Annotated in this window: 19 protein-coding genes; 3 read left to right on the top strand and 16 right to left on the bottom strand. The window is 69.3% G+C overall.

Features of this window, described 5'->3' with window-relative positions:
• Positions 1-176 precede the first annotated feature (176 nt).
• On the top strand, positions 177-368 hold the full coding sequence (locus IM25_RS09665; RefSeq protein WP_006551813.1) for a DUF3073 domain-containing protein: 192 nt from the start codon (positions 177-179) through the stop codon (positions 366-368).
• Positions 369-593: 225 nt separating this feature from the next.
• Here IM25_RS09665 and purM read toward each other — a convergent pair whose 3' ends face one another.
• The 12 genes from purM to IM25_RS09605 form a co-directional block, all read right to left on the bottom strand.
• The gene (gene purM, locus IM25_RS09660; RefSeq protein WP_006551814.1) at positions 594-1,667 is read right to left on the bottom strand and encodes a phosphoribosylformylglycinamidine cyclo-ligase; all 1,074 of its coding nucleotides are present in this window, start codon (positions 1,665-1,667) and stop codon (positions 594-596) included.
• 137 nt (positions 1,668-1,804) lie between these two features.
• Positions 1,805-3,388: an amidophosphoribosyltransferase gene (purF, locus tag IM25_RS09655; protein WP_006551815.1), complete on the bottom strand. Its 1,584-nt coding sequence runs from the start codon at positions 3,386-3,388 to the stop codon at positions 1,805-1,807.
• A gap of 98 nt (positions 3,389-3,486) precedes the next feature.
• Entirely contained in the window at positions 3,487-3,873 is a 387-nt protein-coding gene (locus tag IM25_RS09650; RefSeq protein ID WP_024103011.1) for a sterol carrier family protein, read from the bottom strand.
• A gap of 11 nt (positions 3,874-3,884) precedes the next feature.
• Positions 3,885-4,571, bottom strand: coding sequence for a CPBP family intramembrane glutamic endopeptidase (locus IM25_RS09645; RefSeq protein ID WP_081263449.1), 687 nt, complete (start codon positions 4,569-4,571; stop codon positions 3,885-3,887).
• Positions 4,568-6,343 (bottom strand): alpha/beta hydrolase, encoded by a 1,776-nt coding sequence (locus tag IM25_RS09640; protein ID WP_033096834.1) that lies wholly within the window; start codon positions 6,341-6,343, stop codon positions 4,568-4,570. Before IM25_RS09640 ends, IM25_RS09645 begins: the two co-directional genes overlap by 4 nt.
• 2 nt (positions 6,344-6,345) lie before the next feature.
• Positions 6,346-8,625, bottom strand: coding sequence for a phosphoribosylformylglycinamidine synthase subunit PurL (purL, locus tag IM25_RS09635; RefSeq protein ID WP_024103009.1), 2,280 nt, complete (start codon positions 8,623-8,625; stop codon positions 6,346-6,348).
• A gap of 67 nt (positions 8,626-8,692) precedes the next feature.
• Entirely contained in the window at positions 8,693-9,283 is a 591-nt protein-coding gene (locus IM25_RS09630; protein ID WP_006551820.1) for a Uma2 family endonuclease, read from the bottom strand.
• Positions 9,284-9,363: 80 nt separating this feature from the next.
• A complete protein-coding gene (locus IM25_RS09625; RefSeq protein ID WP_065995996.1) occupies positions 9,364-10,659 on the bottom strand; it encodes a M18 family aminopeptidase in 1,296 nt (431 codons plus the stop codon).
• 72 nt (positions 10,660-10,731) lie between these two features.
• Positions 10,732-11,082, bottom strand: a complete 351-nt coding sequence (locus IM25_RS09620; protein ID WP_033096835.1) for a VOC family protein — start codon at positions 11,080-11,082, stop codon at positions 10,732-10,734.
• A gap of 348 nt (positions 11,083-11,430) precedes the next feature.
• Positions 11,431-12,108: a phosphoribosylformylglycinamidine synthase subunit PurQ gene (gene purQ / locus IM25_RS09615; protein WP_006551823.1), complete on the bottom strand. Its 678-nt coding sequence runs from the start codon at positions 12,106-12,108 to the stop codon at positions 11,431-11,433.
• Positions 12,105-12,350: a phosphoribosylformylglycinamidine synthase subunit PurS gene (gene purS, locus IM25_RS09610; protein ID WP_006551824.1), complete on the bottom strand. Its 246-nt coding sequence runs from the start codon at positions 12,348-12,350 to the stop codon at positions 12,105-12,107. The genes purQ and purS overlap by 4 nt, the downstream gene beginning before the upstream one ends.
• Before the next feature lie 126 nt (positions 12,351-12,476).
• Positions 12,477-12,872 (bottom strand): LLM class flavin-dependent oxidoreductase, encoded by a 396-nt coding sequence (locus IM25_RS09605; RefSeq protein ID WP_065995995.1) that lies wholly within the window; start codon positions 12,870-12,872, stop codon positions 12,477-12,479.
• Between the two features lie 188 nt (positions 12,873-13,060).
• Between IM25_RS09605 and IM25_RS09600 the strand changes: the two genes are divergently transcribed.
• Positions 13,061-13,705, top strand: coding sequence for an MBL fold metallo-hydrolase (locus IM25_RS09600; protein WP_006551826.1), 645 nt, complete (start codon positions 13,061-13,063; stop codon positions 13,703-13,705).
• A 94-nt stretch (positions 13,706-13,799) separates the two neighbouring features.
• Here IM25_RS09600 and IM25_RS09595 read toward each other — a convergent pair whose 3' ends face one another.
• Both IM25_RS09595 and IM25_RS09590 read right to left on the bottom strand, forming a co-directional pair.
• On the bottom strand, positions 13,800-15,443 hold the full coding sequence (locus IM25_RS09595) for an FAD-binding dehydrogenase (protein WP_065995994.1): 1,644 nt from the start codon (positions 15,441-15,443) through the stop codon (positions 13,800-13,802).
• Between the two features lie 58 nt (positions 15,444-15,501).
• Positions 15,502-16,206 (bottom strand): DUF2334 domain-containing protein, encoded by a 705-nt coding sequence (locus IM25_RS09590; protein ID WP_024103003.1) that lies wholly within the window; start codon positions 16,204-16,206, stop codon positions 15,502-15,504.
• Between the two features lie 138 nt (positions 16,207-16,344).
• Between IM25_RS09590 and IM25_RS09585 the strand changes: the two genes are divergently transcribed.
• Positions 16,345-18,471 (top strand): oxidoreductase, encoded by a 2,127-nt coding sequence (locus IM25_RS09585; RefSeq protein ID WP_065995993.1) that lies wholly within the window; start codon positions 16,345-16,347, stop codon positions 18,469-18,471.
• An 82-nt stretch (positions 18,472-18,553) separates the two neighbouring features.
• On the opposite strand, the gene bluB is transcribed toward IM25_RS09585, so the two are convergent.
• Both bluB and IM25_RS09575 read right to left on the bottom strand, forming a co-directional pair.
• The gene (gene bluB / locus IM25_RS09580) at positions 18,554-19,213 is read right to left on the bottom strand and encodes a 5,6-dimethylbenzimidazole synthase (RefSeq protein ID WP_019290034.1); all 660 of its coding nucleotides are present in this window, start codon (positions 19,211-19,213) and stop codon (positions 18,554-18,556) included.
• Position 19,214: 1 nt separating this feature from the next.
• The gene (locus IM25_RS09575; protein ID WP_019290035.1) at positions 19,215-19,709 is read right to left on the bottom strand and encodes a glutathione peroxidase; all 495 of its coding nucleotides are present in this window, start codon (positions 19,707-19,709) and stop codon (positions 19,215-19,217) included.
• Positions 19,710-19,926: the final 217 nt, after the last annotated feature.

Below are 19,926 nucleotides of genomic sequence, written 5' to 3'. Positions count from 1 at the left end.
TTCAACAGCATTCATGCAGGTCGGGTCGTTATGAGGCGTAACGGACACCGGCCCAGCCGGGTGTGTGGAGGCGCAACCGAAGTTTCCACGCTAAAGTGGGCGTCAGGAAAATACTCAACACACCGGGGCCGCCACTTTTCCCCAGGCCGCCCCGTCAAAGCGCGAGGGGGTTGGCCATGGGCCGCGGCCGGGCTAAGGCAAAGCAGACCAAGGTTGCACGGCAACTCAAGTACAGCTCGCCGTCCACCGACTTCGAGAGCCTCCAGCGAGAGCTGTCTGGCGGAGCAACCAACTCGCAGCGGGACGAAGTCTTCGCCGAGCAACGTTCCGGTTGGGACGACGACTACGACGACGACTGGCGTCGCTGACCTGATATCACTCTCTGACGGAGGGGGAGGCCGACTTTCGGCTCCCCCTCCGTCGGTGGTGTGGTCGGCGTTCGACGCGAGGCCGGACGGCGCTCGTCCCCGTCCGCAGCCTTCGAGCCTGTGACTTCCGAGTTCACAACACGGCAGTAGCCGAAAGGCCGGTTCCCCCATTCATCCTGGGGGAACCGGCCTTTCGTCGTGTTCGCGTCGGGCGACGCGCGCCCGTCAGAAGCGCGGGTGGTCTCCGAGCAGCACCGCGCGCTCGTCGGCGCCGTCCTGCGCCTTGCGGACCGTGCCGAGCGTCCAGCAGTCGATGTGCCGGGCGGTGAGCACCGCCAGAGCCCGGTCGACGTCCTCGGGGGCCACGATGGCCACCATGCCGACGCCCATGTTGAAGGTCTTCTCCATCTCGACCCGCTCGACCCGTCCGCGCTGCGCGATGAGGCCGAAGACCGGAGCCGGGCTCCAGGTGGTGCGGTCGAGCTCTGCGACGAGCCCCTTGGGCATCACGCGCGCGAGGTTCGCGGCGAGACCACCACCGGTGACGTGGCAGAAGGTACGCACCTCGGTCTCGGCGGCGAGCGCGAGGCAGTCCTTGGCGTAGATACGGGTGGGCTCGAGCAGCTCCTCGCCGAGGGTGCGACCGAACTCGTCGACGTGCGCCGTCAGGCTCATCTTGCCGATGTCGAGCAGCACCTTGCGGGCGAGCGAGTAGCCGTTCGAGTGCAGACCCGAGGCGCCCATCGCGATGACGACGTCGCCGGGGCGCACGCGGTCGGGTCCGAGCAGCTTCTGGGCCTCGACGACACCCACGCCGGTCGCGGACAGGTCGTAGTCGTCGGCCGCCATGACGCCCGGGTGCTCGGCGGTCTCGCCACCGAGCAGCGCGCAGCCGGCCTGGACGCAGCCCTCGGCGATGCCGGCGACGATCTCCGCGACCCGCTCGGGCACCACGCGGCCGACGGCGATGTAGTCCTGCAGGAAGAGCGGCTCGGCGCCGCAGACCACAAGGTCGTCGACGACCATGGCGACGAGGTCGAGACCGACCGTGTCGTGCTTGTCGAGTGCCTGCGCCACCGCGAGCTTGGTGCCGACACCGTCGGTGGACGCCGCGAGCAGCGGCTCCTTGTATCCGTCCTTGAGCGCGAACAGACCGGCGAAACCACCCAGGCCGCCCATGACCTCCGGGCGGGTGGCCCTCTTCGCGTGCGGGGCGAACAGTTCGACGGCTCGGTCACCGGCCTCGATGTCCACGCCCGCCGCGGCGTAGGAAGCTCCGGGGGTTGCGTCCTCGGTCATGAGTTGTCGGCTCCAGCCTCGAGTTGTGTCTTGTCGTGAAATATCTGGCTACATGCGGGCAGGCACACCTGCGTCCGGGCATGCGAAACGCTCGCCGAACCGTGCCGACCGCGGCACTTACGGTACCCGACCAGCTTCTACGGCCGACTGAGAACGTCCGCGTTGTCGTTGTCCAACACGGTCGGGGTGGCCGAATCGGTGTCGACGACGCCGGCGAGGACGTCCTTGCCCGCCTGATGTTCGCTGGGGAGGGCGATCGGGTAGTGGCCGTCGAAACATGCAGCGCACAAACGGGATGCGGGCTGCTCGGTGGCGCCGATCATGCCGTCGATCGAGATGTAGCCGAGCGAGTCGGCACCGATCGACCTGCGCACCATCTCGACCATCTCGTCGTAGTCGTGCCCCTCCTCGACGGTGTCGCGGGTACCTGCACCGTTGGCGATCAGCTCGGCCGGCGACGCGAAGTCGATGCCGTAGAAGCAGGGCCACTTGACCGGCGGCGAGGCGATGCGCACGTGGATCTCGAGAGCACCGGCCTCGCGCAGCATGCGGATCAGGGCGCGCTGGGTGTTGCCACGCACGATCGAGTCGTCGACGACGACGAGGCGCTTACCGCGGATCACCTCGCGCAGCGGGTTGAGCTTGAGCCGGATACCGAGCTGGCGGATGGTCTGGCTGGGCTGGATGAAGGTGCGGCCGACGTAGGCGTTCTTCATCAGGCCCTGGCCGTACGGGATCCCCGAGCCCTGCGCGTAACCGACGGCGGCCGGGGTGCCCGACTCGGGTACCGGGATGACCAGATCGCCGTCGATCGGGTGTTCCTTCGCGAGCCGGCGGCCGATCTCCACGCGGGTCGCGTGGACGGAGCGACCGGCGATGGTCGAGTCGGGGCGCGCGAGGTAGACGTACTCGAAGACGCAGCCCTTGGGTTCGGGGTTCGCGAAGCGCGACGAGCGCACACCGTCCGCGTCGATCGCGAGCAGTTCGCCGGGCTCGATGTCGCGAACGAAGGAGGCACCGACGATGTCGAGGGCGGCGGTCTCGCTGGCGACGACCCAGCCGCGGTCGAGGCGTCCGAGGCACAGCGGGCGGATACCCCAGGGGTCGCGGGCCGCGTAGAGGGTGTGCTCGTCCATGAAGGTCAGGCAGAACGCGCCGCGCAGCTGCGGGAGCAGCTTCATCGCGGCCTCTTCGATCGTGCTGTCCTTCGCGCCGTGAGCGAGCAACGCACCGACGGTGTCGGAGTCGGAGTTCGCCGCACCGGGCCGTGTGGGATCGAGCACGCCGAGACGACGTCCGCGTTCGGCGAGTTCGGCGGTGTTGACGAGGTTGCCGTTGTGGCCGAGCGCGACGCCCGAGCCGGCGGCGGTGGTGCGGAAGATCGGCTGCGCGTTCTCCCAGGTCGTCGACCCGGTTGTGGAATAACGGCAGTGGCCGATGGCGATGTGGCCGGTCATCGCGGCGAGCGTCTGCTCGTCGAAGACCTGGCTGACGAGACCGAGATCCTTGAACACGAGCACCTGCGAACCGTCGGCCACGGCGATGCCCGCAGCTTCCTGCCCTCGGTGCTGCAGCGCATAGAGACCGTAGTAAGTGAGCTTCGACACGTCCTCGCCGGGAGCCCACACTCCGAACACTCCGCACTCTTCGCGGGGTTCGTTCTCGGGTTCGGTGGAGGCGAGAAGATTACGTGTGTGGACCGACAGATCGGCACTGGTCACGGACGTGCTCCCTGAGGCTGGACAAGCGGGGCTCCCCCCATTCTACGGGCAGCGCGGGGTGCTTCTTCCCGGACGCCCGGCGTGAACCCCGGCAAACGTCAGAGTCGGGCGATCGGGAGCAGCCGTCCGATCTCCGCTGCGCGCCCACCCGACGCCTCCACCGCACCCGAGTCCACGGCCCCGGCGAAATCGATGCTGCCGACCACCAGACGCAGCCACGTCCGCGGATCGGTCTCGACGACGTTCGGTGGTGTCCCCCGCGTGTGACGCGGGCCTTCGATGCACTGGACGGCCACGAAAGGCGGCACCCTAACCTCCACACTCGACCCAGGGGCTATCTGCTCGAGGCTGCGGGCACTGAGCCGCACAGCGGCGGCGAGATCGGAGCGCGGCGGTTTCTCGTCGCTCTCCCCCCTCATCCACGGACCCACCCGTTCGAGAGCTGCGCGCAGTTCGGCGGGGTCGACGGGTCTCCGGGGTGCCATGGCAGCACACCCTAGCGACGCGCGTCGCGCTCGGAAGTACGCAGCCTCGTCGCGATGCCCACGGCGACGGCCCCGCCGGCGTTGATCGCCAGGTGCAGGAGCATCGGCGCGACGACGCTGCCGGTCCGTCGTCGCAGTTCGTCGAACACCACCCCGCTCAGGGCGGTGAGCGCGACGGTTCCGGGCACCGAGTCCCCGGCGTGCCGGGCGGGGGCGACGTGCCAGAGCCCGAAGGCTACCGAGGTCAGCACCCGGTGCCACCTCCGTGACTCGCGGCGGGTCAGGGCGTACAGAACCGATCGGAACAGCAGCTCCTCGGCCAGGACCGTCCCGAAGGGGATGTGCACGAAGACCCACTCGGTGTGGTCGGCGCGTCGCGCTCCGGCGGCCATCCGCCGTCGTACGGGTGGGACGGCGAGCATCACCGTGTAGGCCGCGACGGGCAGGACCACCGACGCGGTCCCCCACCGCAGGCCCTTCCCTGCCCCGCGCCAGCCGAGCTCGGTTGCGGAGACCCCGGCCGCGCGGGTCGCCGCGGCGAGCGCGACACCGAATCCGGCGTTCGCTGCGGCCCGGCCGCGCGGACCGAGATCCATCGCCGGGAGGACGAGGTTGTTCCACGCGACCAGCGCGGCGGCACATCCCGCAGCGGTGCAGCTCATGGCGGTACCGGTCACTGCAGCGACTCGCGATGTCATTTCTCGGGCCCGTCGTCCTCCGCGAACGCCTCGAGGGCGATGCGCACCCGCTCGGTGTCGTTCTCGGTCCAGCCCTCGGGCTGGGTGATCTCGATCCATCCCTCGAGCACCGCCGACCCGTAGTTGTGGCCGTGTCCGTCGGGGACGCCGGCAGCGTTGGTGAGGTCTGCGGAGACCTGCCAGAAGGTGACGAAGGGGAACCACCGCATCTGCGGCAGCCGGTCGCGTCCGGGCGGCTCCGACAGCCAGTCGGGGCGGGAGAACAACAGGTCCGGCGACCACCAGACGACGGGATCCGAGGCGTGCTGGATGTAGAGCACGCGCGGCGACAGCCACGGTGTGTCGGGCTCGTGGATCGCCTCCCGGCTGTCTGCGAAGCGCACGACGAGACCGTCCGCGTACACCGGTTGCACCTCGGTCGTGCCGGGATCGCGGCGCTCGACGAGCTGCCGCCACAGACGGTTGGAGTTGGGCGGGCCCACCCACAACACCCCGTCCATCTGGGCACGGATCTCGGCAAGGCTGTCGAAGGCACCCTCCCCCGACTGCGTGCCGAGGCTCTCGCCGTAGAGGAACAGATCGGGGCGGTCGTCCTCGGGCAGCTGCGACCAGCGTTCGTGTACCCGCTCGATCAGCATCTTGCCTGCGGCCGCAGCCTTCTCACGGTCGGCGAGGAAGGAGATCCAGCTCGGGAGGTAGGAGTACTGCCAGGCCACCATCGCCAGGTCGCCGTTGTGCACGAGCTCCATCGCGCGGGCCGCGGTGGGATTGACCCAGCCGGTGCCGGTGGTGGGGATCAGGACGAGCGTCGAGCGGTCGAAGGCACCGGTCCGCTCGAGTTCCGCGAGGACGAGGTCGATGCGTTCTTCCGGGGTGGGTGCGGTGTCGAGACCGACGTACACGCGGATCGGTTCCGGTGCGGGACTGCCGTTGACGGCGGTCAGTTCCTCGGCGTCGAGTCCTCGCGAGACGAAGTTGCGACCCTCGAATCCGAGCGTCTCCCAGGCCGCGAGGGACTCGGGACTGCCGGACTTTGCGGGGTCGACCGGTTGGATCGCCCCGGGACGAGTGGTGTCGTCCTCCAGGCCGAACGCCTGATTGACGATCGCGTAGGAGCCTCGGACGAGCACGCCGTCGATGAGCATGAAGGTCGCCAGCACGACGACGAGAACGCCGAGCGTGCGGGCGAGACCGAGCGGCATCCGGGTGCGGCGCATGAGCAGCATCGACACCCAGCGGACGATGTCGCGCAACCCGCGCCACAGAGCGATGAGGGCGGCAGCGACCGCGACGCTCAGCACGATGGTGCGCAGATATCCCGAGGTCGTGGTGCCCTCGACACCCATCAGGGCGGCGAGCTGGCGTTGCTCGCCGGCGGAGAGCACGAGCGCGACGAGCGACGCGAGAACGGCCGCGACCGGAACCGCGACCTTGATGGCACGCAGCACAGGCAGCGGCGGCGGCCACCATCGCCACGCGGGGAGCAGGAAGCGGGCCACGGGCCAGCCGACGACGCATCCGACGCCGTACCCGATCGCGGCGTTGATGCCGCCGATCAGGCCCTGGAAGAGCCAGTCGCGCGGAAGCAGCGACGGCGTCAGCGACCAGCAGAAGAACAGCGCGGCGAAGGCGACGCCCGTGAAGTCCAGGCCGAGCCACCCCCACACCCGCGCGGTGAGGGGGTGGCGCTCACCGAAGTCGGTGACCGCGGCGATGATCCGGCCCTGCCGGGCCTCGAACGCCGCCAGTCGATCGACCTGGGTGGCCGGCACGGTTACCCGAACAGGGCAGGCAGGGTCCCTTCCCACACCTCGCGCAGCTCGGTCATGGGGATCGAGAACAGGCCCTGGATCTCGACGGAGTCGGATCCCTCGTCGACGACGCCGATGCGCACCCACGGCATGTTGCGTGCGGTGCACATGCCCGTGAAGCGCGATTCCTCGGTGCGCGGCACGGCCACGAGCACGCGGCCGGCAGATTCGGAGAACAACGTCACGAACGGATCGGCGCCCTCGGGGAGCAGCACGCGGCAGCCGGTCTCGCCCGCGAGTGCGGCCTCGACGACGGCCTGCGCGAGACCACCCTCGGACAGGTCGTGTGCGGCGGAGATCAGGCCGTCGCGCGAACCGGCGGTGAGGATCTCCGACAGCAGCCGCTCACGGTCGAGATCGACCTTCGGCGGGACACCACCGAGGTGGTCGTGTTCGACCTGCGCCCAGATGGAGCCGTCGAACTCGTCGCGGGTCTCGCCGAGCAGGATCAGCGTCTCGCCCGGCTCGAGGCCGACGCCGGTGGGGATGCGACGGTGCACATCGTCGATCACACCGAGCACCGCGACGACCGGGGTCGGCAGGATCGCGGTGGCGCCGGTCTGGTTGTAGAAGCTGACGTTGCCACCGGTGACGGGGATGCCGAGCTTCGCGCAGCCGTCCGCGAGGCCGCGCACGGCCTGCTGGAACTGCCACATCACGCCGGGGTCCTCGGGCGAACCGAAGTTCAGGCAGTTCGAGACGGCCTTCGGCGTCGAACCGGTGACGGCGACGTTGCGGTAGGCCTCGGCGAGGGCGAGCTGGGCGCCCGTGTACGGATCGAGCTGCGTGTAGCGGCCCGAAGCGTCGGTCGCGAGCGCGATGCCGCGGCCGGTCTCCTCGTCGATACGGACCACACCGGCGTCGGCGTTCTCGGCGAGCACCGTGTTGCCGCGCACGTAGCGGTCGTACTGCTCGGTGATCCACTTGCGGCTGCACAGCGCCGGCGACGCGAGCATCTTCAGCAGCGTCTCGCGCAGCTCGTCGGCGGTCTCCGGACGCTTCAGGCCGGCGGTGGTGTTCGCGATCAGCTCGTCCTGCGAGGCCGGGCGCTCGACGGGGCGCTCGTAGACCGGGCCCTCGTGCGCGACCGTGCGCGGCGGCACGTCGACGACGGTCTCGCCGTGCCAGTCGATGACGAGGCGGTCGCCGTCGGTGACCTCACCGATGACGGTGGCCAGGACGTCCCACTTCTTGCAGACGTCCATGAAGGCGTCGACGTTGTCGGGCGTGACGACCGCGCACATGCGTTCCTGCGACTCCGAGGACAGCACCTCGGCCGGGGTCATGCCCTTCGCGCGCGTCGGGACACGCTCGAGGTTGATGTGCATGCCACCGTCGCCGGCGGCGGCGAGCTCGGAGGTCGCGCAGGACAGACCGGCACCGCCGAGGTCCTGGATGCCGACGACGAGCTTCTCGCGGTAGAGGTCGAGGCAGCACTCGATGAGCACCTTCTCGGTGAAGGGGTCGCCCACCTGCACGCTCGGGAGCTTCTTGGGACGGCCGCCGGCGCTGTCGTCGAAGGTCTCGGAGGCGAGGACGGATACGCCGCCGATGCCGTCGAGGCCGGTGCGGGCACCGAACAGGATGACCTTGTTGCCCGTGCCGGAAGCGTGGGCGAGGTGCAGGTCCTCCACGCGCATCGCACCCGCGCACAGCGCGTTCACGAGCGGGTTGCCCTGGTAGGAGGCGTCGAAGACGGTCTCGCCACCGACGTTGGGCAGGCCCAGGGAGTTGCCGTAGCCGCCGACACCGCGCACGACACCGTCGACGACGCGACGGGTGTCGGGGTGATCGGCGGCGCCGAAGCGGAGCTGGTCCATCACGGCGATCGGGCGGGCGCCCATGGCCATGATGTCGCGGACGATGCCGCCCACGCCGGTCGCGGCGCCCTGGTACGGCTCGATGTAGGACGGGTGGTTGTGCGACTCGACCTTGAAGGTGACGGCCCAGCCGTCGCCGATGTCGACGACGCCGGCGTTCTCACCGATGCCCGCGAGCATCGACTCACGCATCTCGTCGGTGGTGGTCTCGCCGAAATAGCGCAGGTGCACCTTCGACGACTTGTACGAGCAGTGCTCGGACCACATCACCGAGTACATGGCGAGTTCGGCGTCGGTGGGGCGACGGCCCAGGATCTCCTTGATCCGGGTGTACTCGTCTTCCTTCAGACCCAGCTCCCGATAGGGCTGAGCGGCGTCGGGGGTTTCGGCGGCGTGGGAGACGGTATCCACGTGCGGTGACACTGGGCGTCGGGTCCCTTCACTCTGGGATCGAAAACGGCAGGCCGGGCGGGAACTGCCGCGGATCAGTCTATCGTTGTGCAGGCGCGACGGGGTTCACCGGTGCGGGCACGAACCCCGACGGTGTGACGGCCACCTCGGTGCCCAGCGCATCGAGGGTGACGGTGCCCGAGTGCTCCCCGTCGAATCGGTACCACCCGTCGACGAGCGTGAAGGTCGCGATCACCGGCGGTCCGCCGAGATCGACGATCCAGTACTGCGGGACGCCGGCCTCCGCGTATTCGGAGAACTTCGTGACGCGGTCGGTGCGGGCCGTGCCGTCGACGGTGACCTCCACGACCAGCTTCACCTCGGAGATCGGCGCCCGATCGGGATCGGCGTCGACGAGGGAGCGTCCCACGACGATCACGTCGGGGCACCGCACCGTCAGCGGCTTCTCCGCGACCAGCACCTCGACGCCTCCGAGCGCGCACCATTCGTCGGGCAGCTTCTCGTCGAGGAGCAACGCCAGGGTCACCGCGGCATGATCGTGCGCCGCCCCCGGCGCGGGCGCGGCGAGGAGCACGCCCTCGCACACCTCCACATGGTGCCCGTCGGATTCGGGCAGGGCCGCCCACTCGTCGAGGGACAGCAGATGATCGGGGTAGGACGGGACGTCCACTGCATTCCCCCGTTCTCTCCGACCGGACACGACCGTCTTCAGTGTGTCACCGGCGGGTGCTTCGGGGCGGGCGAACGCGGTCACGATGCCGGGGTCAGGAAAGCGGTCAGGGCCTGCGCATAGCTCGCCACGTCGTCCGCGCCCATGAACTCGCGCGCCGAGTGCATGGCGAGCTGCGGGGCGCCGACGTCGACGGTCGTGATGCCGGTCCTCGACGCGGTGATCGGGCCGATCGTCGAGCCGCACGGCAGGTCGGCGCGGTGCACGTACCGCTGCAGCGGGACCCCCGCCTGCTCGCAGGCCAGCACGAAGGCTCCGGCGCCGGTCGCGTCGCTCGCGTAGCGCAGGTTCTGGTTCACCTTCAGGACCGGTCCGCCGTTGACCGCGATGCGGTGGGCGGGTTCGTGCCGCTCGGGGTAGTTGGGGTGCGTGGCGTGCGCCATGTCGCCGGACGCGACGATCGAGCCGGCGCGGGCGCGGAGGAACTCCTCCCGGCCGCCACCCCGGAGCAGGACGATCCGTTCGAGGACGGTGTCGAGCAGTTCCGAGAAGGCGCCGCGGTCGGACATGCTGCCGACCTCCTCATGGTCGAACAGGGCGAGGAGCGGCATCGGGCCACCGTGCGCTGCGACGTGTTCCGCGGCGGCGAGAAGGGCGTGCAGTCCGGCGTAGCAGGTGCCCTGGTTGTCGAGACGCGGTGCGCTGACCAGGTCGCGGCCCGGCCCGACGACCGCGCTCGGTGCGAGGTCGTGGGTCATCAGTTCCCAGCCGAGCACCGCGCCCGGGTCGATTCCGTGCTGCTCGGCGACCCACGCGATGAACGAGCGCGGTTCGGTGCCGACTCCCCAGACGCCGTTGACGTGGCGCTGCGGATCGAGCTGGACGCCCTTGCGGTCCTCGGACAGGTGGATGGCGAGCTGCGGGACACGCAGGACCGGCGCGTCGACTCGGACGAGGACGTCCTCGGTCGTCTCCGCCGCGCGCACGGTGAAGCGGCCGGAGATGCCGAGGTCGCGGTCGAGCCACGAGTTGAGCCACGCACCGCCGTACGGTTCGAGTCCCACCACCCGCCAGCCCGCCGATGTGAGGTCGGGATGCTGTTTGACGCGCAGGTTGGGGCTGTCGGTGTGCCCGCCGACGATGCGGAAGGGTGCGGCCGGATCGTCGGCGACACCCTCGGTGCTCCATGCGATCAGCGACCCGCCGCGTATCAGGAAGAAACGTCCCGGTTCGGAGGGCCAGGCCTGCTGCTCGTGCAGTTCGACGAAGCCCGCCTCGGTCAGCGCCGCGGCGACGGTGGCGCAGACGTGGAACGGCGACGGCGACAGGTCGACGAAATTACAGAGACCCCGAGCATCGGCACGCGTGGAAGACATGCCTGCATCTTCGCATCACGGACAGCGGGAGCGCCGACCGAAAGCGCCGGCCCGCTCTCCTCGTACCGAGTGTCAGTGCCCCTCGGCGACGCAGAACAGGTTGCCCTCGGGGTCGGCGAGCGTCACCCAGCGGAAGTCGTCGCCCATGTCCTCGCGGTGGACCTCCTTCGCGCCGGCCTGCACGAAGCGCTCGACCTCGGCGTCGAGGTCGGGGGCGGCGAGGTCGAGGTGCACGCGGTTCTTCCCGGGTGTCGGATCGGACACCTTCTGGAAGCCCAGCCTGATGCCCTGTGGCAGGGCGACGATGAAGAACCAGCCGTCGTTCTCCTGCTCGATGCGGCCGCCCGTACGCCCGGCCCACCATCTCGCGATCGGAGCCGGATCGGTCGTGTCGAAGGTGATCATCGCAATGGTCGCTGTCATGGCGCGACGGTACCGCCGGGGACCGACACGCAACGCCCGTCGACGGACAGGCCCGATTTGGGTAGTCCTACTCAGGACAGGACGATTCGGCTCCGGCAGACTGATCCGCGATGTCGCGCATGGGGGATGACGACGACATCGCGCCCGGGACTTGATCGGGGGGTCGAGCTCCGGGTTGTAGGGACGAGGGATTCCGCAGCCGATCGGGACGGTGGCGGGGTCCCTCGTTCCGTCTCTCCTGTTCCGGAACTTCGGTTCGAAGGATTCCTCGAGCCCGCCGGAACGAGCGACGCCCCCACGACCCGGGAGGGTCGATGGGGGCTTCGCCGGAAAATTCCGGTCAGGCGGTCACGCGTTGACGACCGCGTCCAGCACGCTGTAGAACATGCCGAGTCCGTCATCGCTGGGGCCGGTGAGCGCCTCGGTGGCGTGCTCGGGGTGCGGCATGAGACCGACGACCCGGCCGTTCGCCGACGAGATGCCGGCGATGCCGCGCTGCGAACCGTTCGGGTTGTCGCCCGCGAAGCGGAACACCACGCGACCTTCACCCTCGAGCTCGTCGAGCACCTTCTCCGATGCCTGGTAGCGGCCCTCACCCGACTTGAGCGGGATGAGGATCTCGGCGCCGGCCTCGTAGCGCGAGGTCCACGCGGTGGTGTTCGACTCGACCTTCAGCCACTCGTCGCGGCAGACGAAGTGCAGACCGGCGTTGCGGGTGAGCGCGCCGGGCAGCAGACCCGCCTCGCACAGCACCTGGAAGCCGTTGCAGATGCCGAGGACGGGCATGCCCTTCTGCGCGGCCTCGACGACCTTGCCCATCACCGGTGCGAACCGTGCGATGGCACCGCAGCGCAGGTAGTCGCCGTAGGAGAAGCCGCCGGGCACGATCACCGCGTCGACCCCCTTGAGATCGGCGTCCCCGTGCCACAGGCTCACGGCCTCACCACCGGCGAGCTTCACCGCGCGGGAGGCGTCGACGTCGTCGAGCGTGCCCGGGAAGGTGATGACTCCGATGCGTGCGCTCATGCGTCACCGTCGATCCGCCGGATGGCCCAGTCCTCGATCACCGTGTTGGCGAGCAACGACTCGGCGATCTTCTCGAGCTCCTCGTCGCCGACGCTGCCGTCGACTTCGAGCTCGAAACGCTTACCCTGACGGACGTCGGTCACGCCCGCGAAGCCCAGCCGCGACAGCGCCCCGGTGATGGCCTGACCCTGGGGGTCGAGAATCTCGGCTTTGGGCATGACTTCGACGACGACACGCGCCACGTGCTGCTCCTCGGTAGTAGTGCTGGCGCCCGGGGACGGACACCGGACATCCAGCAGTTTACCGGCCGTGGCCACCGGGAAGGGCATCGGCCGAGGTCCCGCTCGTGCGAGACCCGTCACCCCCGTTCAACGCCGCTCGGCAACAACGAGTTCGCGCACGCGGGGCGCGACCTCACCGGCGAAACGTTCGAGGTCGGACCGCGACCCGTCCGCGGTCTCCGCGAAGGTGCCGGAGATGTTGTAGAGCCGGCGGATCGCGGCGGGGTCACGCCCGGCACGGGGCGCGCCCTCGTCGACGCGAGCGCTCATCTCCCCCAGCTTCTCGGGCCCGGCGGCGAACGAACTCGGCAGCCATCCGCCGGCGAAGCGGCCGGTGACGTCGAGCATCCGCTTGCCGTAGGCGCCGAGCCAGATGCCGAGAGCGTGCGCGGGGAACGGGCCCCGCTTCGCGCCGGTCAGCCGGTAGTACGTGCCGTCGATCCCGGCCGCGCCCTTCTCGTCCGACCACAGAGCACGGATCACCTCGATCGCCTCGATCAGTGCGTCGACCGCTTCGCCGGGGCTGCGATGCGGTCCAGGCGCTCTCCGACACCACGGCGAGGTCGACGACGCCCACCGGATCGGCAGCGGACGGCGTGAGGAAGATGCCGAAGCGGAGTTCCTGTCCGTGAGTCGGTCATCGGGCTCCTCCCGACGGCATACTCGACGACATGCAACTGACCCATTTCGGCCATTCCTGCATCCTCGTCGAACACCTCGGCGCGAAGCTCCTTTTCGACCCCGGAAATTTCTCCCACGGGTTCGAGGGCATCACCGGACTCGACGCGATCCTCGTGACCCACCAGCATCCCGACCACGCCGATACCACCCGGCTGCCCGCGCTCCTCGAGGCCAACCCCGGAGCGCAGTTGTTCTCCGACCCGCAGTCGGCGAACCTGCTCGACGGCGACTGGACCGCGGTGCGTCCCGGCGACTCCTTCTCGGTGGGTTCGCTGACCGTACGCGGCACCGGCGGACGGCACGCGGTGATCCACCCCGACATGCCCGTCATCGACAACACGGCCTTCCTCGTGGGCGACGACGAGAATCCGTCGCGGCTGCTGCACCCCGGCGACTCGCTGTACATCCCGCACGAGCGCGTCGACGTGCTGGCCCTGCCGTCGACCGCGCCGTGGCTCAAGATCTGGGAGGCGATCGACTACCTGCGCGCGGTGAATCCGCGGGTCGCCGTGCCGATCCACCAGGGCATCGTCAACGACAACGGTCGCGGCATCTTCTACGGCCGGTACAGCGAGATGGCGCCGGAGGGCACCGAATTCCGCGTGCTGCCGCACGAAGACGGCGTCGAGGTCTGACGCTGCGGAGCGCGAAACGGTCGTCGGCGCGGGATGTTTCGCGCTCCTACGACCGTTTTGCGCTCTGCTGTCCCAGTCGACGCCAACGGGAGGTTCAGCGGGCGGCGGCGCGACCCGCCGCCCGGCCCGAGAAGATGCATCCGCCGAGGAAGGTGCCCTCGAGCGACCGGTAGCCGTGGACGCCGCCACCACCGAAGCCGGCGACCTCACCGGCGGCGAAGAGGCCGTCGAAGACCGACCCGTCCGACCGCAGGACGCGCGACGACAGGTCGGTCTCGAGCCCGCCGAGCGTCTTGCGGGTGAGCAGGTGCAACTTGACCGCGATGAGCGGTCCGGCCTTGGGGTCGAGGATCCGGTGCGGCGCCGCGATGCGGACGACGCGGTCGGGTACGTAGGCCCGCGCCGAGCGCACCGCCGCGACCTGCAGGTCTTTGGTGTACTTGTTGTCCATCTCGCGGTCCCGGGCCTCGACCACCGAACGCACCTGCTCGTAGTCGAGCGGCGCCTCGGGGGTGAGTTCGTTCATGCCCGCCACGAGATCGGCGAGCGTGTCGCGGACGACGAAGTCGACACCGCGCTCCTTGAAGGCCTCGACCGGTCCGGGGGCACCCGACCTGACCCGCTGCAGCAGCAGGCGGAGGCTGCGCCCGGTGAGGTCGGGATTCTGCTCGGAGCCGGAGAGCCCGAACTCCTTCTCGATGATCTTCTGGTCGAGCACGAACCAGGTGTGGTCGTAACCCGTGCTCACGATGTACTCGAGGGTGCCGAGCGTGTCGAAGCCGGGGAACAACGGCACCGGCAACCGCTTGCCGGTGGCGTCGAGCCACAGCGACGACGGGCCGGGCAGGATGCGGATGCCGTGATCGGGCCACACCGGGTCGTAGTTGGTGATGCCCTCGGTGTAGTGCCACATGCGGTCGCGGTTGACGATGTTCCCGCCGGCCTTCTCGGTGATCTCGAGCATCCGGCCGTCGACGTGCGCGGGCACACCGCTGAGCATATGCTTCGGCGGCTCCCCCATCCGCTTCGGCCAGTTCTTCTTCACGAGGTCGTAGTTGCCGCCGATCCCGCCGGAGGTGACGATCACGGCTCCGGCGGAGAACTCGAAGTCCCCGACGACGGTGCGGGAGGACGCCACGCCGCGCGCCGCGTCGGTGGGCTCGAGGATCGCTCCGCGCACACCGGTGGCGGCGCCGTCGGTGACGACGAGTTCGTCGACCCGGTGGCGGTGCTTCAGCGTGACGAGACCGCGTTCGACGCCTTCGCAGAGCTTGCGCTCGAAGATCTCGACGAGGCCCGGACCGGTACCCCAGGTGATGTGGAATCGCGGGACCGAGTTGCCGTGCCCTGCAGCGTCGTATCCGCCGCGTTCGGCCCAGTTGACCATCGGGAAGATCTTCAGCCCGCGCTGCTCGAGCCAGGCGTGCTTCCCCCCCGCGGCGAACTCGACGTAGGCCTGGGCCCAGCGCCGCGGCCAGCGGTCCTCGATCTCGCGGTCGAAGCCGGCGGTCCCCATCCAGTCCTGCAAGGCGAGTTCGTAGGAATCCTTGATCCCGAGTCGTCGCTGTTCGGGACTGTCGACGAAGAACAACCCACCGAACGACCAGAAGGCCTGCCCACCAATGTTGTTCGAGTTCTCCTGATCGACCAGCAGAACCTTGCGACCGGCGTCGATCAGTTCACCGACCGCCACGAGCCCCGCGAGTCCCGCCCCCACCACGATCACGTCAGCATCCATGGCCGCCAACATTACCGAGCGGATGCGGCGACCGGGAGCACCGGCGGGCCAGGCGGGATCACGCCACGCGGCTGTTCGACGGACGCGGCCGCCAGGCGTGGACGGTCGGTTCGGCACCGTGGTGCAGCGCGAGGTCGACGGCGTCGAGGATCGCCTGCCGGGGTCCGGACTCGGCGAGCCGGGGAGCGGCGATCGCCAGACGCAGCAGCTCCCCGCGCCGCGCCGTCCGCGACGCGCCCATCACCATCGCGCGGCAGCGCCACACGTCCGACCCCGCACCGTCACCGAGCGCGTACAGCCGCGTCTTCGTCACGGTGCCCGCCACCAGATCGTGGATCCCCGCGTTGTCCGCCATCATCCGGAAACCGACCTGCGGAAGTGCTGTCACTGCGCCCGGCGACGCGCGCCATCGCGGTGGTGCGAACAGCCGGGTGCGCAGTCCGGTCTCCTCGAGCACACGGTCGGCGGCGAGCAGGCGCAACCGTGCTTCGTGCTCGGGCAGCGTCGCGAACTCGGCGCGACGTCGCTTCGTCGCCGCCTGGTCGTAACCGTGCAGCACGATCGCGTCGCCGCCCTCGCGTCGCTCGAGCAGCCACTCCTGCGTCGCCGGATCCCGCACGAGGCGGTAGTGGTCTTTCAGGCGGGGTGCGACGAACAGCGACAACGGCACTCCACGCGCGTCCGTCTCACGGGCGAAGGCGTCCACGAGGTCGCGCGTGACGTCCCGGATCCCCGACACCGACACGATCATCCGTCCGCTCATGCCCCCGAGCCTGCTGCACTCGGGTGAACGGCGTCCTGCCCGACCGGGAAGTCCGGATGAAGACTCGGGCCGGCGATCCGCATCCCGTTCATCGGGACAGTGTCGACGGCCACACGGAGCCGGGCATACCGTCCGGGCGTGGCAGTCCCGAACCAGACCTATACGCACCTTCTCTCCCCCGGCACCATCGGGCCGATCACCCTGGACAACCGCGTGGTGATGCCCGCCATGGACATGAACCTCTGCGAGGACGGGGAGATCGAGCAGGGCGACATCGATCATTTCGTCGCCCGCGCGGCCGGAGGCACCGGGCTGATCGTCACCGGATGCTGCGCGGTCGCCTATCCGGCGGGATGCACCAGCACGAAGGAACCCGGCCTGTCCGAGGACCGGTTCATCCCCGGCCTCCGCGCACTGACCGACGCCGTCCACGAGGCCGGCAGCAAACTGTGCGTGCAGATGGTGCACCACGGCAAGGTCGCCCGTATCGACACCCTGCAGGGCCGGCCGCAGCTCGTGCCGAGCATCCCGAAGCCGCCGAGCGACATGAGCGCCATGGCCGACTGCACGCCCGCGGAACTGCAGCGCATGGCATCGATCCAGGGTGGCGCGCAGGCCACCTACAACGAGGCCTCCGAGAGCGACATCGAATGGTTGATCCGGATGTTCGCCGAGGCCGCGGGCCGGGTCGCCGCCGCCGGAGCGGACGCCGTCGAGATCCACGCCGCCCACAACTACGTGCTCGGCGCCTTCCTCAGCCGCTACACGAACCAGCGCACCGACGGATACGGCGGGTCGCTGGAGAACCGGGCCCGGCTGACCTGCGAGGTGATCCGCGCGGTCAAGGCCGAGGTCGGCGACCGCCTCGCCGTCATCGTGCGGCTGGCAGGGCAGGAATACGGTGAGACGGACGGCCTGACCGTCGAGGAATCCGCTGCTGCCGCAGTGCTGTTCGAGCAGGCCGGTGCCGATGCACTCCACGTCACTGGCACCGCGCTGAACGCGTTCGCGAATTTCACCGACGGCCCGTTGCCGGACAAGGTCGGCTACTACACCCACAACGCGGCGGTCATCAAGCGTGCGGTGTCGATCCCCGTCATCACCGTCGGCCGCATGCTGCCGGAGGTCGGCGAGCGAATGATCGCCGAGGGCGTCACCGACTTCGTCGCGATGGGACGTCAGTTGCTGGCCGATCCCGCGCTCGTCGCCAAGCTCAAGCAGGGACGCAGCGAACAGATCCGCCCGTGCATCAACTGCTATGTGTGCGTGCAGGAGAACTTCTGGGATGCCACGCCCATCTGTGCGGTCAATCCGGCGCTGGGCAACGAGACACTCGTGCCGTTCGTCCGCACTGCGGCGCCGAAGCACGTCGTCGTGGTGGGTGCCGGGCCGGGCGGCCTCGAGACTGCGCGGGTCGCCACCGAGCGCGGGCACCGCGTCACCGTCCTGGACAAGACCGACCGGCTGGGCGGGACCCTGTGGTTCTCGACCCTCACCCCCCCCGACAACGAGCGGCTGCTGAAATGGCTGACGGCCGAGGTCCCCCGCCTCGGCATCGACGTGCGGCTCGGCGCCGAGGCCACCTCCGCATCGATCCGCGCCCTGAAGCCGGACGTGGTGGTCGTCGCGACGGGCGCCGTGCGGGAACGTCCCACCGTGCCGGGCGGGGACCTGCCGCACGTGCACACCGGCGACAGCATGCGTGCGCTCATGACGGGTGCGGGCGACGTCTCCGATCAGTCCCCGGTGCTGCGGGTGATGGGCCGGGTGGGCAGGCTCGCCGGTATCACCACGAGCCCTCGGAGGATCCGTGATCTGAGCCGGCGGTTCCTGCGTTTCCTGCCGATGGCGAAGGACGTCGTCGTGATCGGCGGGTCGCTCGTCGGGCTCGAACTCGCGGAGTTCATGGCCGAGCGGGGAAGCCGGGTGACGCTGCTCGCCGAGGGGAAGCAGCTCGGGGTGCCGATGGCGATGCCGCGCCGGTGGACCGCCGTCAAGCACGCGCGCGAGGTCGGCCTCGAGGTGCATCGTGGTGCGACGGTTCAGCGCATCACCCCGAAGACGGTGGAGTTCACCGTGGGTGGCGAGACGAAATCGGTACGCGCCCGCATGGTCGTGGTCGCGTCCGGTGTGTCGGCGGCAGCACCGCTCGCCGACGAACTGGCCGGCTCGGACATCGATGTCCGCGTCGTCGGGGACGCGGGTCGGGTCGACTACATCGAGGGCGCCATCCACAGTGCCTGGAAGGTCGCGACCGAACTCTGAAAACAGGCAGGTGACGACCGATCTGTGAAACAGCGGGTGGCGGCCGGCTCGCGCACTCACGAACCGGTCGCCACCCGTCGGATCAGGCTTCCCGGTCACCCGGCGCCGCGAACCTGTCGCGGTGCACGGCCTCCTCGAGCTGGCGCCCCTTGCGCCAGCCGAACCGTTCGAGGTCGGGTATCTCCTGGAGCCGCGTGACCGGCCCGACACACAGCCACGCGATGGGACGCACGGGTGCGCTCACTCCGACGAAGTCGGCGAGGAAGTCCTCCTCGTAGAACGACACCCATCCCACGCCGAGACCCTCGGCGGTCGCGGCGAGCCACAGGTTCTGGATCGCCAGCACGGCCGAGAACAGGCCGGATTCGTCGATGGTGTGACGGCCGAGGATGTGCTTGCCGCCGCGTTCGGGGTCGTAGGTGACGACGACGCCGGTCCCCGATTCGACGATGCCTTCGATCTTGATGGGGTCGAAGGTGCTCTTCCGGTCCTCGGGGAGCGAGTCGGCGAACGCCTGCCGGCAACCGGCGACGTGCTCGGCGAACTCCTTCAGCCGCTGTTCGTCCTGTACGACGACGAAGTCCCAGGGCTGGGTGTTGCCGACACTGGGTGCGTGATGGGCGGCCCGCAGGATGCGCATCAGCGTGTCCTCGTCGAGCCGTTCCCCGCTGAATTCTGCACGGACGTCGCGACGCATGCGGATGATGTCGTACAGCGCGTCCCGCGCTTCTGTGCCGAACATGTCAGGCCGGCAGGATCTCTTCGAGGGCGTCGAGGATCTCGGGCGCATCCGGTTCCGTGCGGGGACGGAAGCGCGCGGCGACCGTGCCGTCGGGAGCGATGAGGAACTTCTCGAAGTTCCACTGGATGTCGCCGGCCTCGCCGGAGGCATCCGGGTGCTTGGTGAGCTCGGCGTAGAGCGGATGCCGGTTCTCGCCGTTGACCTCGATCTTCTCGAGCAGCGGGAAGGTCACGCCGTAGGTGGCGGAGCAGAACTCCTGGATCTCCTCCGGCGTTCCGGGCTCCTGACCCATGAACTGATTGCACGGCACGCCCACGACGAACAGTCCGCGGTCGCGGTATTCCTGCGCGAGCTTCTCGAGTGCCGTGTACTGCGGGGTCAGGCCGCACTTGGACGCGACGTTCACGACGAGTACCGCGTGGCCCTCGTACGAGCCGAGATTCGTGGGTTCACCCGAGAGGGTGTTGATCGGGATGTCCTGGAGAGGCGTGGTCATGCATCCAAACTATCGTGTGCCCGATCACTCCCCCGAACATCGGCGTGCTACATCTTCTCCCCCGGCAGCGCGGCGGCCTGTCTCACCCACTTCCGGACCTTCTCCTCGTCGAGGTCCTCGAGCCGGCGGATGTCGTGATAACGCCGCCGGCGCGTAGTCGCTACAGAAATAGCTGTCCGCTACGGAAAATTTCCGTAGCGGCCAGCCATTGTCATAG

Origin of the sequence: Rhodococcus sp. p52 (genome assembly GCF_000763325.2) — a bacterium.
In the GTDB taxonomy this organism is placed as follows: domain Bacteria; phylum Actinomycetota; class Actinomycetes; order Mycobacteriales; family Mycobacteriaceae; genus Rhodococcus; species Rhodococcus pyridinivorans.
Note: the sequence above shows the minus strand (reverse complement) of the source record. Positions and strands in the feature narration are given on the sequence as shown.